This window comes from Enterobacter sp. I4 (genome assembly GCF_022669095.1).
GTDB lineage: Bacteria > Pseudomonadota > Gammaproteobacteria > Enterobacterales > Enterobacteriaceae > Enterobacter > Enterobacter pasteurii.
This window is the reverse complement of sequence record NZ_JALBUO010000002.1, coordinates 40,496-54,205: the sequence shown is the minus strand read 5'-3', so window position 1 is coordinate 54,205 and position 13,710 is coordinate 40,496. Positions and strand designations below refer to the sequence as shown.

The 13,710-nt window shown below is 57.7% G+C and carries 15 protein-coding genes; 5 read left to right on the top strand and 10 right to left on the bottom strand.

Going from position 1 to position 13,710, the window contains the following annotated elements; genetic code table 11:
- The first annotated feature begins 7 nt into the window (after positions 1-7).
- Positions 8-1,153 carry a porin gene (locus MOQ06_RS12595; protein ID WP_148419395.1) on the top strand — a complete coding sequence of 382 codons (1,146 nt, stop codon included), beginning with the start codon at positions 8-10 and terminating at the stop codon, positions 1,151-1,153.
- Between the two features lie 96 nt (positions 1,154-1,249).
- Here the strand turns inward: MOQ06_RS12595 and mnmH are convergent, their stop codons facing one another.
- From mnmH to ppiB, 5 genes are all read right to left on the bottom strand, one after another.
- Positions 1,250-2,320, bottom strand: a complete 1,071-nt coding sequence (mnmH, locus tag MOQ06_RS12590) for a tRNA 2-selenouridine(34) synthase MnmH (protein ID WP_242173346.1) — start codon at positions 2,318-2,320, stop codon at positions 1,250-1,252.
- Between the two features lie 86 nt (positions 2,321-2,406).
- Complete coding sequence (gene purK / locus MOQ06_RS12585) at positions 2,407-3,474, bottom strand: 5-(carboxyamino)imidazole ribonucleotide synthase (protein ID WP_176611004.1); 1,068 nt, start codon at positions 3,472-3,474, stop codon at positions 2,407-2,409.
- The gene (gene purE, locus MOQ06_RS12580) at positions 3,471-3,980 is read right to left on the bottom strand and encodes a 5-(carboxyamino)imidazole ribonucleotide mutase (RefSeq protein ID WP_148419392.1); all 510 of its coding nucleotides are present in this window, start codon (positions 3,978-3,980) and stop codon (positions 3,471-3,473) included. Before purE ends, purK begins: the two co-directional genes overlap by 4 nt.
- A gap of 119 nt (positions 3,981-4,099) precedes the next feature.
- Positions 4,100-4,822: a UDP-2,3-diacylglucosamine diphosphatase gene (lpxH, locus tag MOQ06_RS12575; RefSeq protein WP_193355947.1), complete on the bottom strand. Its 723-nt coding sequence runs from the start codon at positions 4,820-4,822 to the stop codon at positions 4,100-4,102.
- Positions 4,823-4,825: 3 nt separating this feature from the next.
- Positions 4,826-5,320: a peptidylprolyl isomerase B gene (gene ppiB, locus MOQ06_RS12570; protein ID WP_000256009.1), complete on the bottom strand. Its 495-nt coding sequence runs from the start codon at positions 5,318-5,320 to the stop codon at positions 4,826-4,828.
- 175 nt (positions 5,321-5,495) lie between these two features.
- Between ppiB and cysS the strand changes: the two genes are divergently transcribed.
- Positions 5,496-6,881 (top strand): cysteine--tRNA ligase, encoded by a 1,386-nt coding sequence (gene cysS, locus MOQ06_RS12565; protein ID WP_176611001.1) that lies wholly within the window; start codon positions 5,496-5,498, stop codon positions 6,879-6,881.
- Positions 6,882-6,969: 88 nt separating this feature from the next.
- Here cysS and MOQ06_RS12560 read toward each other — a convergent pair whose 3' ends face one another.
- The 5 genes from MOQ06_RS12560 to folD all read right to left on the bottom strand — a co-directional run bounded on the left by MOQ06_RS12560 (position 6,970) and on the right by folD (position 11,485).
- Entirely contained in the window at positions 6,970-7,497 is a 528-nt protein-coding gene (locus tag MOQ06_RS12560; RefSeq protein ID WP_242173344.1) for a metal-dependent hydrolase, read from the bottom strand.
- A 73-nt stretch (positions 7,498-7,570) separates the two neighbouring features.
- Positions 7,571-8,587, bottom strand: a complete 1,017-nt coding sequence (gene malI / locus MOQ06_RS12555; protein ID WP_176611000.1) for a Mal regulon transcriptional regulator MalI — start codon at positions 8,585-8,587, stop codon at positions 7,571-7,573.
- Positions 8,588-8,670: 83 nt separating this feature from the next.
- The gene (locus MOQ06_RS12550) at positions 8,671-10,170 is read right to left on the bottom strand and encodes a PTS transporter subunit EIIC (protein WP_242173341.1); all 1,500 of its coding nucleotides are present in this window, start codon (positions 10,168-10,170) and stop codon (positions 8,671-8,673) included.
- Positions 10,171-10,403: 233 nt separating this feature from the next.
- Positions 10,404-10,616, bottom strand: a complete 213-nt coding sequence (gene ybcJ / locus MOQ06_RS12545; protein WP_023334767.1) for a ribosome-associated protein YbcJ — start codon at positions 10,614-10,616, stop codon at positions 10,404-10,406.
- Positions 10,617-10,618: 2 nt separating this feature from the next.
- On the bottom strand, positions 10,619-11,485 hold the full coding sequence (gene folD, locus MOQ06_RS12540) for a bifunctional methylenetetrahydrofolate dehydrogenase/methenyltetrahydrofolate cyclohydrolase FolD (RefSeq protein WP_148419386.1): 867 nt from the start codon (positions 11,483-11,485) through the stop codon (positions 10,619-10,621).
- Between the two features lie 310 nt (positions 11,486-11,795).
- Here folD and fimA point away from each other — a divergent pair, with 310 nt between their 5' ends.
- The 3 genes from fimA (at position 11,796) to fimC (ending at position 13,698) form a co-directional block, all read left to right on the top strand.
- Complete coding sequence (fimA, locus tag MOQ06_RS12535; RefSeq protein WP_148419385.1) at positions 11,796-12,359, top strand: type 1 fimbrial major subunit FimA; 564 nt, start codon at positions 11,796-11,798, stop codon at positions 12,357-12,359.
- Between the two features lie 69 nt (positions 12,360-12,428).
- Complete coding sequence (fimI, locus tag MOQ06_RS12530) at positions 12,429-12,971, top strand: type 1 fimbrial protein subunit FimI (protein WP_148419384.1); 543 nt, start codon at positions 12,429-12,431, stop codon at positions 12,969-12,971.
- 34 nt (positions 12,972-13,005) lie between these two features.
- Positions 13,006-13,698 (top strand): type 1 fimbria chaperone FimC, encoded by a 693-nt coding sequence (gene fimC / locus MOQ06_RS12525; RefSeq protein ID WP_176610997.1) that lies wholly within the window; start codon positions 13,006-13,008, stop codon positions 13,696-13,698.
- The last annotated feature ends 12 nt before the right edge of the window (positions 13,699-13,710 follow it).

Sequence of the window (13,710 nt, the reverse complement as noted above, 5' to 3'; positions counted from 1 at the left end):
AAAAATAATGACTATAAGAAAAACAGCGCTGGCGACAACGATCGGCGCAGCAGTGGCATTGGCTTCTTTCGCATCTCAGGCGGAAATCACCATTCTGAAACAGGATCCGCAGGCGGGTAACCCGCTGAGCCGACTGAACTTCACCGTTGGCGGCAGTATCCGTCCACAGTTCCAGAACATGACCGGCGATGACGGCAAAAACAGCTACAAGCGTAACGGCTTTGACGGCGGCACCCGCTTCCGTTTCGCAGCGGACTACTACCTGTTTGATGACATCAGCTGGATCACCTACTACGAGCTGGGTGTGAACATTCCGGCGCAGTTTAACTGGGATAATCACTACGCCGACGGCGCGCACGACACCTCTCGCCGCATGCTCTATACCGGCCTGAAAAGCGACACCTGGGGTACGCTGACCTTCGGCCAGCAGAACAGCGTGTACTATGACGTGGTGGGCGCAAAAACCGATATCTGGGACTACGACATGATCGGTCAGGCACCGGGTAACGGGATCAACGGCGACTACGACGGCTCTTATCGTTCACGTCAGATGCTGAAATACAAGAAAACCGTCGGCGATGCAGATATCTATGCCTCTTACCTGTTCGAGGACAGCGAATACCTGCCGGGCAACGGCCTGCGCTACAAGCGTAAAGGCGGCGGTTCACTGGGTATCGATTACCACCTGACCACCGATCTGACCTGGGGCGCCGCGTGGAACTACACCCGTGCCGACATGCGTAACCCGGACAACGGCGACAGCAAAACCTACGACCAGAATATCCTCGGTACCGCGCTGAGCTGGACGCCGGATAACTGGACCTTCTCCGCGGGCGGCGGCTGGTATCAGAACTTTATGACCACCAAAAAAGTGTCGGTTAACGACTACTTCGCCGGTGACGCATGGGGTATTGAATACTTTGCCGGCTATAAATTCCCGGTCGGTCAGTACGCGGTGAAATCCATCCAGCCGTACTTCATGGGCGACCGCATTGAGTACGTGAACGGCCGTAACTACCAGCGCACCGACAACGGCGTGGGCATCAGCTTCCAGCTGGACTACGGTTTCCGCGTGGATTACGAACACGTGTTCACGTCCAGCACCGACAACCTGGGCGATATGAACCTGGTGCGTCTGCGTTACGACTTCTAAGGTTGAACCACAGGGTGCGGCCTGATGTCCTCACCCTGGCCCTCTCCCACGGGGAGAGGGAACAAACGCTTAAAGCGGCAACGTGGTTGCCGTCTTTTAGCGATTAAGCCAGTCAGCGACCTCGCCATACGTCCCACGATAGACAATCTTCTCCGCCTTTTTCTCCAGCTGATAGCCGTACATCGGATCGTAATAGTCGTTCAGGAGCGGCACAAGCCAGCTGAAGTGCGCGTCAGTGCTGCCGGTACGCTGCTGCTCGGCTAGGGCAGCGTCCAGCAGCGCCGTAAACTCCGCGAAGCGCTGCAGCCCGAGCCGGCGGCGAATGGCGAACAGGCCGTGGTGCAGATACTCACCGTACTCTTTCCAGCCCGCTTCTTCACCGTAGGCGGCAGAAAAATCCGCCCACATGTGGTCGAAATACTCCTCGCGCAGGCGCTCAAGACGGATCTCAAACGGGTCTTCGACCACCACGATAGGGGCTTCAGCCATGCGGTCGCGCAGGCATTCCGGCAGGTGGTTAGAGCCAATCATCCGGCCTTCATCCTCCAGCACCCAGCGCGCGGCATCTTTTTTCAGCAGCTCGACGGCAAGGTGATTCTCGAAGCTCGCCTGTGAAAGCTGCGGCGTGAGCGTGCGGCCAAACGATGAGCCGCGGTGGTGTGCCAGCCCTTCCAGATCGACACCCTGCGCATGCTGCTTCACCAGCAGCGTTTTTCCGTTTCCGGTGCAGCCGCCGATAAGCACCATCGGCTTTTGCGACTGCTCGGCGGTGGCCTGAATCGCCGTCTGACGCAGGGCCTTATAGCCGCCGCGGATCAGCGGATAGTCGATACCCGCCTCCTTCAGCCAGGCCTGTGAAATATGCGAGCGCTGGCCGCCGCGCGCGCAGCACAGGTAGCCCTCAGGTTGAGCAAGGCAGGCTTCGCGCCAGGCGCCGATCCGCGCCTCACGCGTTTCGCCGTTTACCAGGCTATGGCCGAGCGCCAGCGCGGCGTCGGGACCCTGACGCTTGTAGCAGGTGCCGACGGCGGCGCGCTCGTCGTCGTTCATTAAGGGCAGGTTGAGTGCGCCAGGCATCGCACCCTGGGCAAATTCGATCGGCGCGCGAACGTCGATTAATGGGGTATCAGACGCGAGGATCGCGCGATAGTCCGTTCCATCGTTCATGGTGATTCCAGAAGAAAACTGAGCAGCAATGGGCGGGAATTGTACGCCGGGGAAGGGGAAGGTCAACTCCCCGGCGCAGATAGGGCTTACCTGAGCTTTGATTGTGCCCAGACAATGCCGCTCGCGTACTCTGGCGGCAGCAGAGGGACGATCGCTTCCAGGGTGGCGCTCAGGCGATCGGTATCGGTGTCGTTCAGGTTGAGGTGACCCACCTTACGGCCCGCGCGAACCTCTTTGTCGTACCAGTGCAGGTGCACCAGCGGCAGCTTCAGCCAGTCGTAGTTCAGATCGGTGCCGATCAGGTTGATCATCACCGACGGGCTGGTTACCACCGGCTGCGGCAGGGGCAGGTCGGTAATGGCGCGCAGGTGCAGCTCAAACTGGCTGATGGAGGCGCCGTTTTGCGTCCAGTGGCCGCTGTTATGTACGCGCGGGGCCAGTTCGTTAATCAGCAGACCCGACGGCGTGACGAAACACTCCATCGCCATAACGCCCACGTAGCCCAGCTCGTGCATGATGGCTGAAAGCATCTCCTCCGCCTGCGCCTGCTGGTCAGCATTGGCCTGCGGGAAGACGACGCTGGTGCGCAGAATGCCGTCCTGATGCAGGTTGTGCGTGAGGGGATAAAACACCGTACGGCCGTCGTGGCCGCGCGCGCCAACCAGCGACACTTCGCCGCTGAAGTTAATGCCCTGCTCAACGATGCACTCGCCGTAGCAGTCATCCGGCAGCTCTGCGGTTTCGTGCGCGCGCAGACGCCACTGCCCGCGACCGTCGTAGCCGCCGACGCGACGCTTCACAATCGCCAGCTCGCCCAGCATCGCGAAGACGTCGCTCCACTCGCTTTTATCGGACAGCAACTGCCACGGCGCGGTTGCCAGCCCGAGCTTGTCGAAAAGCTGCTTTTGCGTCAGGCGGTCGGCAACGATCGGGAACACGTCGCGGTTTACAAAGGCGTTATGGCGCGCCAGTTCACGCGTCAGGGCGGTTTCCGGCCAGCGTTCAATCTCGGCGGTGATCACGCTCTGATGAAACGGCACGGCTTCCGGTTCGGCATCCAGTCCGACCGGCCAGACGGAAATACCCAGCGGTTCACCGGCCTGGCGCAGCATACGGCCAAGCTGACCGTTACCGAGAACGCAAACCTGCTTCATGCCGCACCCCGCGGATCCGGGTTATCCAGCACCTCATCGGTCTGGGCTTTACGCCAGTCCGCCAGGCGCTGGTGGAGGTCTTTATCGTGGGTGGCAAGGATCTGCGCCGCCAGCAGCGCGGCGTTTGCCGCACCCGCTTTGCCAATTGCCAGCGTGCCGACGGGAATGCCGCGCGGCATCTGGACGATAGAATAGAGGCTGTCGACTCCGCTTAATGCGGCGCTCTGTACCGGCACACCCAGTACCGGCACCAGCGTTTTAGCGGCAATCATGCCCGGCAGATGTGCTGCGCCGCCCGCACCGGCAACGATCACCTCGTAACCGTTCTCTTCGGCGCTTTCGGCGAAGCTGAACAGTTTGTCCGGCGTGCGGTGTGCGGAAACCACTTCAACGTGGTGCGGAACATTCAGGATTTCAAAGATTTCGGCGGCGAACTGCATGGTAGCCCAGTCGCTTTTGGACCCCATCACGATGGCGACACGCGCCGGATTATTGCGGGAAGACATGCGTCTTAAAACTCCTGTGGTGCGGAACACACTGCTTTCGAGGGCACAGAGAATAGCATGTAATACCGGCAAGGAAAACGGTTGCGTGGTTGAGAAATGGGCGAAAAGACGAGAAGCCGTTAAAACGGGAAGGAGATCAGCTCCACACCTTCCGGCGTCACTTTTACCATTGATCCTTCGCTGTGCCACGCGCCTAAAACCACGCGATGGGCGGGCTCGCCGTTGGCGACAAGGGAGTGCACGTCGGGGCGATGGGTATGACCGTGGATCAGCCACTGGACGCGATGCTTCTCCATCACGCTAACCACCGCCTGCGGGTTAACGTCCATGATGGTCATCGACTTACTGCTGTTGGCGGCTTTGCTGCCCGCGCGCATTCTGGCGGCGATGCGGCTGCGGATAAAGAGCGGCAGAGTGAGAAACAGTTTTTGGATCCACGGGGTGTGGACCCTGGCGCGAAACGCCAGATAGCCGGTATCGTCGGTGCAAAGCGTGTCGCCGTGCATGATCAACACCTTGCGGCCATAGAGGTCGAGCACCTGTTCTTCCGGCAGCAGCAGCATGCCGCTCTCGCGGGCATAGCGCTTGCCGATCAGAAAATCACGGTTGCCGTGAATGAAATAGCAGGGGACACCGTTATCAACCAGCGCTTTGATGGCGGCTGCCATTTCACGGTGCAGCGGGTTCGGATCGTCGTCGCCGATCCAGGCTTCAAACAGGTCGCCCAGAATGTACAGCGCGTCGGCGCTTTTCGCTTCACCGCGTAAAAAACGCAGAAAACCGGCGGTTATCGCCGGTTCTTCCGTTTGCAGATGCAGATCCGCAATAAAGAGTGTCGCCACGAATTACTCGCTGACGGTCACGCTTGTGATCACAACGTCTTCTTTAGGAACGTCCTGGTGCATGCCGCTGCGGCCAGTAGAAACGGCTTTGATCTTGTCGACCACGTCCATTCCTTCAACCACTTCTGCGAACACGCAGTAGCCCCAGCCCTGCAGGCTTTCGCCAGAGAAGTTCAGGAAGTCGTTGTCCGCCACGTTAATGAAGAACTGTGCGGTTGCAGAGTGCGGGGCCTGAGTACGGGCCATTGCCAGCGTACCACGGGTGTTTTTCAGGCCGTTGTTCGCTTCGTTTTTGATCGCTTCTTTGGTCTCTTTCTGGCGCATGCCAGGCTCGAAACCGCCGCCCTGGATCATAAAGCCGTTGATCACACGGTGGAAGATAGTGTTGTTGTAGAAACCTTCGCGGCAGTAGTCCAGGAAGTTTTTAACTGTTTCAGGCGCTTTGTCATCAAAGGTTTTGATTACGATATCGCCATGATTAGTGTGGAAAGTAACCATTTTTGCATCCTGTTCCGTTATTGTGGTGCGTCGACCCGTGCTCGGGTCACATATAGGGGCTTGTTATAGCATAACCACAGGACACGATCACCTTGCATTGTGTGCTGACCGTGCTCCCAATTATGGGTATTATAAGGAACAAACAATCCACACACGTGTTTACATGGAATCTTCGATGTTAAAAATCTTTAATACAATGACGCGCCAAAAAGAGGAATTTAAACCTATCCATGCCGGGGAAGTCGGCATGTACGTGTGTGGTATTACGGTTTACGATCTCTGTCATATCGGCCATGGCCGTACCTTTGTCGCGTTCGATGTGGTGTCACGCTACCTGCGCTTCCTGGGCTATAACCTGAAGTATGTGCGCAACATCACCGACATCGACGACAAGATCATTAAGCGCGCTAATGAAAATGGAGAAAGCTTTGTGGCGCTGGTGGATCGCATGATCGCTGAAATGCACAAGGACTTTGACGCCTTAAATATTCTGCGCCCGGACAGCGAGCCGCGTGCAACCCACCACATCCATGAAATTATCGAGATCACCGAAAAGCTGATCGCGCGCGGTCACGCCTATGTGGCGGACAACGGCGACGTCATGTTCTCGGTGCCGACGGATCCAACCTACGGTGCGCTTTCCCGCCAGGATCTGGAGCAGCTCCAGGCCGGGGCGCGCGTCGACGTGGTTGACGTGAAGCGAAACCCGATGGACTTCGTGCTGTGGAAGATGTCCAAAGAGGGCGAACCAAGCTGGCCATCCCCGTGGGGCGAAGGCCGTCCGGGCTGGCACATTGAGTGTTCAGCGATGAACTGCAAACAGCTGGGTAACCATTTCGACATTCACGGCGGCGGTTCGGATCTGATGTTCCCGCACCACGAAAACGAAATCGCGCAGTCTACCTGCGCGCACGGCGGCGAGTACGTGAACTACTGGATGCACTCCGGGATGGTGATGGTGGATCGCGAGAAGATGTCTAAATCGCTGGGCAACTTCTTCACCGTGCGTGACGTGCTGAAGTATTACGACGCGGAAACCGTGCGCTACTTCCTGATGTCCGGCCACTACCGCAGCCAGCTGAACTACAGCGAAGAGAACCTGAAGCAGGCGCGCTCTGCGCTGGAACGTCTGTACACCGCCCTGCGCGGCACCGACCGGTCTGTTCCGGCCGCAGGCGGCGAGGCGTTCGAAGCCCGCTTCATTGAGGTTATGAACGACGACTTCAACACGCCGGAAGCCTACTCGGTGCTGTTCGACATGGCGCGTGAGGTGAACCGCCTGAAGTCAGAGGACATGGCAGCGGCCAATGCGCTGGCGTCTCATCTGCGTAAGCTCTCTTCCGTGCTCGGCCTGCTGGAGCAGGAGCCGGACGTGTTCCTGCAAAGCGGCGCGCAGGCGGACGACGGCGAAGTGGCGGAAATCGAAGCGCTGATTAAGGCGCGTTTCGAGGCGCGTCAGGCGAAAGACTGGGCGGCAGCGGATGCGGCGCGTAACCGTCTGACCGAGATGGGTATTATTCTGGAAGACGGCCCGCAGGGTACCACCTGGCGTCGTAAGTAATTTCCCCTCACCCTAACCCTCTCCCACAGGGAGAGGGAATTGTTAGGTTTTCTCCCTCTCCCCGTGGGAGAGGGCCGGGGTGAGGGCATCAGCGCGCACGCTTTCTCCACCACAGCAACCCCATCAGTACCGCCCCCGGCAGCCACACCCACAGCAGTTCCGAAATAATGACCTGATGCCCGTAAGGCGTGGTATAGCGCGACAGCGCAAACGGCGCGACTTTTATGACCTGCCACGGCGCAAAGAAGCGTTCATCTGACCATGGCCACAGCCAGCCGACGCCTTTCCCGCCGGTGGTAACAGAATCCAGCAGGCTGTGCGACAGCAGCGACACGGTTAAAAACAGCCAGCAGCGCGTCAGGCTGGCCCTGAACCATCGTCGACCCGCCAGCACGCAGAGTATGGGCACCACAAAGGCAAACAGCAGCGAATGGGTAAAGCCCCGGTGGCCGAAAATATTGCCGTAGGCAACGCCGAATTTAAACGCCAGCACGTCGGCATCCGGCAGCATGGCGAGGACGATCCCGACAAACAACAGGCGGGGAGGGATGATTTTTGTTCCGAGCCCTAAGCCCAGACACAGGGGAACAGCGGCGTGGGTGATAACGGTAGGCATTGCATTTATCCATGGCAAATCATGGAAATATAGCAGCAGTTTCCTTCCGGCAAACCCGTGCTAAATTCTGATTTTACGCCGACTCGCGCGCGATAAGCTGCCCGGAGAGGGTAATGCGCTGGGTTTGCAGCTCAGGTGCTTTTAGCTTGCGGATCATCAACCCCGCGGCCTGGCGGCCCGTCTCTTCACTGGCAGACGAAACGTAGGTAAACGACGGTGACGTGAGGTTCACGTGGAGCATATCTTCAAAACCAATCAGCGCCACCTGCTGCGTCAAGAAGACATCTTTCCCCACCGTACGCCCCACCTGGTGAATGCCGGTTATCGAGCCGATCATTGCATCAGGCGAGTGGCAGAGCAGGGCGGTAATCGTATTGTTCTTCTCCAGCAGCTGGCGAGTCACCAGTGCAGCCGCCCGCGTGTCGTCGGTGCAGGCCGGGGAGTAGTCGTCACGCCAGACCAGCCCGTTTTGCGTCATCGCGCTGCGAAAACCGAGCAGACGCTCCTCGCGGATGCGGCAGCCGTCGCGCCCCCCGATGTAGGCGATGTTGCGATGCCCGCGCCCGATTAGGTAGCGAGCGGCGAGACTCGCCGCCTGGCGGTTATCGCGCATGACTAGGTTGCATTTCTCGTCCAGCAAAGACTGCGACACCGCGACAAGCGGAAGCGGGCACTGGCGAATGTGTTCCGGCAGCGCTGCGGTGCGGGTATCCGACGCCAGGTAGATAACACCCGCCACGCCCTGCTGCTTAAAAGAGAGCAGGGTCCGCTCAAGGTGTTCACCGTCGTTCAGCGGCTGACCGAGAAAAACCATATAGCCCTGCTTCTCCAGCTCCTGGACGATGCTCGCCATCACCTTGATGGAAAAGCTGTCGCTAAAGTCTCGCAGGATCAGGCCGATTACGTTGGAGGTGTTGGCGCGGAGGTTGGCAGCGGCGACGTTATGAACATAGCCCAGCGTATCGATGGCAGCATTGACCTTCCCGATCGTCGCTTCTGAGATTTTTCCCTTCTGGCGCAGCACCAGCGAGACGGTGGAGACCGACACGCCCGCATGCTTTGCAACATCAATAATGCTGACTTTCTTCAAAACCGCTCCCTGAAATTAACCGAATATCAGCCGGATAAGGCGCGTCCCCCAGCGTACAGGAGACGACTCCTTCAGGCATCTTATTATTTGCCAATCATCGTGGACATGGTCTGGGCGATAAACTGTGCTCTGGCACCGAAAATCACCTGTATGCCGTTGTCGCCGACGAATACCACGCCGCGCGCGCCAAGCCCGTTCAGACCATCCTTATCCACCGCCTCGCTCTTCGCCACTTCCAGACGCAGGCGGGTGATACAGGCGCCGACGGAGTCGATGTTCTGCGCGCCGCCCAGCAGTGTGATGATTTCGGTGGCAAGTTCGGAATCGGACTTGTCATTCACGTTGGCGGTCACTTCGGTACGACCCGGTGTTTTTACGTCGAAACGGCGGATCACAAAGCGGAACGTGAAGTAGTAGATCAGCGCCATCGGAATGCCGATGATGATGGCGTTCAGGAAGTTGGTCTGATAGCCGTTAAACGACGGCAGGATCCCGAACGACAGGTAGTCGATAAAGCCCGCCGAGAAGGATTTGGCGATATGCGCGTGCATCAGGTACATGGTCATGTACGCCAGGCCCGCCATGACGGCGTTGAAGATGTACAGGATCGGGGCCACGAAAATAAAGGTGAACTCTACCGGCTCGGTGATCCCCGTCAGGAAGCAGGTCAGCGCCGCCGAGAACAGAATACCGGCCGCGATTTTTTTGTTTTTAGCGTGCGCTTCGTGGTACATCGCCAGGCACGCCGCAGGGAGCGCAAATAGCATGAGCGGGAACTCACCCTGCATGAACTTACCGGCGTTCTGGTAGGTGTCGCTGCTGAACGATTTCACCCCCTCTTCAAGCATCTTGAACCAGATGGTCTGGTCGCCGTGGATCACCTGTCCCGCCTGAGTGGTGTAATCGCCAAACGAGTACCAGAAGGACGGATACCAGATATGATGCAGGCCGAGCGGGATCAGCGCGCGCTCCACGAATCCGAAGATAAAGGTCGAGGCCGCCTGGTTATCACCATTCACCACTACGGACAGGGCGTCTATCCCGGACTGAATATGCTGCCAGACGTACGGCAGCAGCAGGCCAAGCAGGAACGACAGAAACGCCGTCGCAATTGCCACAAAACGCTTGCCGGAGAAGAAGCCGAGAAACTCCGGCAGCTGCATGGTATGAAAGCGGTTATAGCACCCTGCGGCGAGAATACCGCAGATCAGCCCGCCAAAGACGCCCATCTGCAAGGTCGGTATCCCGACCACCATGGCGTATTTCCCGCCCTGAGCGGCCATTTCCGGCGTAATGCTCAGCACCGTGCTAATGGTGATGTTGGTAACAAACACCGAGACCGCCGCAGAGAGGGCGGCGATGCCCGATTCCGATGCCTGGCCCACGGCAGAGCCGATAGCAAAGAGCATCGGCAGATTATCAAAAATAACCCCGCCGGCGTTCATCATTAGCGGCAGGTGGAACTTGTCGCCGAAGGCCAGCAGCAGGCCAGCGGCGGGAAGCAGTGAAATTGGCAGCATTAAGGCGCGACCAATCATCGATAGCTTAGACAACGATTTAACAAACCCTGATATCAGACTCATGCTGACTTCCCCCGAGTAGCGCTTTTTTAGCGCCGTTATTGTAAGTAGAACGTTTTAGTAGAACGTTCTACTTATCGTGGGGAAAGTCTGAAAATCGTGCAACTTAATTTTCACATTTCGCCAGAGGGAAAAGTGATTATTTGAAGTTGATCGATAATTAACCGCGATGGGTGTGGGGGGATGTTTATCCCCTCTCCCTGTGGGAGAGGGTTAGGGTGAGGGCATCAGACAGCTCAGGCCGTAACCGTCACGCTCTGACCTTCAAAGCTTACGGTCTGGCCCGCGACAATTTTGCAGCGCTTGCGGGTTTCCACCACGCCGTCGACCTTCACCAGGCCGTCGGCAATCACGATTTTCGCCTGCGCGCCGCTTTCGCTCCAGCCTTCCAGCTTCAGCAGATCGCACAGCTCAACGTGCGGGTGTTTACCTAAAGAAAAAGTTGCCATGATTACGCGTCCTCTACGTCGTGATACTCCTCGCACGCCTGCAAGGTATTCTGAATGAGTGTTGCTACCGTCATCGGGCCTACGCCGCCCGGGACCGGGGTAATGTAAGACGCGCGCGCGGCGGCATCCTCGTATACTACGTCGCCGACCACCTTGCCGTTTTCGAGACGGTTAATGCCCACGTCCACGACGATTGCGCCCTCTTTGATCCACTCGCCCGGAATAAAGCCCGGCTTGCCGACCGCGACGATCAGCAGATCGGCGTTTTCAACGTGGTGGCGCAGGTTTTTGGTGAAGCGGTGGGTGACGGTGGTGGTGCAGCCCGCCAGCAGCAGCTCCATGCTCATCGGGCGGCCCACGATGTTGGAGGCGCCAATCACCACGGCGTTCAGGCCGTAGGTGTCGATGTTATAGCGCTCCAGCAGCGTTACGATGCCGCGCGGCGTGCACGGACGCAGGCGCGGCGCGCGCTGGCACAGGCGGCCGACGTTATACGGGTGAAAACCGTCAACGTCTTTGTCTGGGGCGATGCGCTCCAGCACCTTCACATTGTCGATGCCCGCAGGCAGCGGCAGCTGAACCAGGATGCCGTCGATTGCTTTATCGGCATTCAGGGTGTCAATAAGTTCCAGCAGTTCCGCTTCGCTGGTGGTTTCCGGCAGATCGTAAGAGCGGGAGACGAAGCCCACCTCTTCACACGCTTTGCGCTTGCTGCCGACATAAATTTGCGAAGCCGGGTTGCTGCCAACCAGCACAACGGCCAGCCCGGGCGCGCGAAATCCGGCCGCTTTACGCGCCTTCACTTTTTCCGCGACCTCAGAGCGCACCTGCTGCGCAATCGTTTTACCGTCAATAATCGTTGCTGCCATCAGAGAGAAGATTCCGTCTGTAACGTTAGAAAGGGGGGATTGCCCGTATTTTGTCAGAAGCGAGGGCCGCTGTCAGTCACCCTTTGCCAGATTTCATCAACGAACCGCAAAATCCCTTCCTGGGGCATGGTCAATTTCTTAGTTGGGATTAGGATGTGACCTGGCTAAATGGCAGCGTTTTGACATATTACAAAATACATTCCTGAGCTACTTTGTTTCCTCCGAAATAAGCCTTCAATTTTTTAATTGAACGTATTTCTTATTCCCGATCGTTTACGGGAAGGGTTATTTACATTTTAAAGGAATAGACATGAAACTCAGCAACATTGCTTCTACTGTTATTGCAACTTTGGCCCTGGTCGCGGGTGCCGCTCACGCAGAAGATCCTGTTACCCCTGTCACCGTTAACGGTGGTACCGTGCATTTTAAAGGTGAATTAGTGAATGCCGCGTGTTCAGTAAATACTGACTCTTCCGAGCAGACGGTTAAGCTCGGTCAGTACCGTACCGCGAAATTCACCAAAGTCGGTGATACCTCTTCCAACGTTCCGTTCACCATCGAGCTGAACGATTGCGATCCTGCGGTAGCGAAAACCGCTGCTGTTGCGTTCACCGGTCAGATCGACGCAACCGACAAAACCCTGCTGGCGGTAAGCTCCGGTAACAACGACAACTCCGCGAAAGGCGTGGGCATTGAGATCCTCGACAGCAAATCCACCACGCTGACCCCAGACGGCTCCTCCTTCTCTGCGGCGCAGAGCCTGATTGAAGGGACCAACATCCTGAACTTCACCGCGCGCTATAAAGCCACGGCTGCGACCACCGCGCCAGGCCAGGCAAACGCGGACGCTACTTTCGTAATGAAATACGAGTAATGCCTGCTTACAGGGACGTGGCTGGCCTCAGGGAGGAGGTCTTTTAATCGCTGATACCGGGAGCGAAGGATGACAAGGACTGGGATACTGCTGTTTGCCCTTGCGATTGCCCCAGCGGTAAACGCACATACCGTTGTGATTGACGGCGGCAAAGTGCACCTCAGAGGAGAACTGGTCAACGGCGGCTGCGCCGTGGCTCCGGACAGCCAGAACATGCGCGTGGATATGGGGCAATACCGCACGAACTCATTTTCCGGCGTCGGCAGTTTTTCCACGGTTAACGTGCCCTTCACCGTAAGGCTGCTGGATTGCAGCGTGGATGTCTCCCGCACCGTGGGGATCCAGTTCCAGGGGGTGACGCCCGCAGAAGATCCGCAGGTTTTCCTGGCGACATCGCGGCCGGGGGAAAACGCGGTCAGCAGCGGGGTCGGGCTGGCGCTTTTTGACGACCAACAGCGTCAGATCATCCCGAACGCGACGGCGGTCAGCTGGTTACCCGTTAACGCCCCGGAGCTGGCATTTCATTTTAGCGCCCGCTACCGCGTAATTTCCGAACACCTTGTGCCAGGCAATATTCAGTCGAATGTCTGGTTTACGCTGATTTATCCCTGACGCCTGCGAACCCATTATTAAAGGTACGGTTGTGATGAACACCCTGATTAAACCTGGACTGTTTTTAACTTTTATTTTGATGACGATCTCTGCCAGCGCGAATGCGTCCGGCGGAATTGCGCTGGGCGCGACGCGCGTTATTTATCCGGCCGATGCAAAACAAACGTCGCTGGCGATCACCAACAGCAATAAAAAAGAGCGCTATTTAATTAACGCGTGGATTGAAAATGCGAACGGGCAAAAAGAAAAAACCTTTGCCGTCACGCCGCCGCTGTTTGTCAGCGAGCCGGACAGCGAAAACACGCTGCGCATTATTTACGCCGGCCCGGCGCTGCCCGCCGATCGCGAATCGCTCTTTTACATGAACGTCAAAGCGATTCCGTCCGTCAGCAAAAAAAATCAGGACGGCAACAACGTACTGCAGCTGGCCATTCTGTCACGCATCAAGCTGTTTGTTCGCCCGGCTAACCTGGCGATGCCGCCAGAAGAGGCGCTCTCGCAGCTGCGTTTTGAGCGCGCCGGCAACCACCTTAAGGTGAGCAATGCCTCGCCGTATTACGTCACGCTGGTCAATCTGAAGCTTGGCGGTAAGACGCTGGACAACCTGATGGTCGCGCCGAAAAGCTCGGCCCAGCAGGTGCTGCCGTCCGCGGCAAGCGGCACGCTCTCCTGGCAGAGCGTAAACGACTATGGCGCCATTACGCCGGCGCGTAGCGTCAGCCTGTGAGCAGAGACAGGG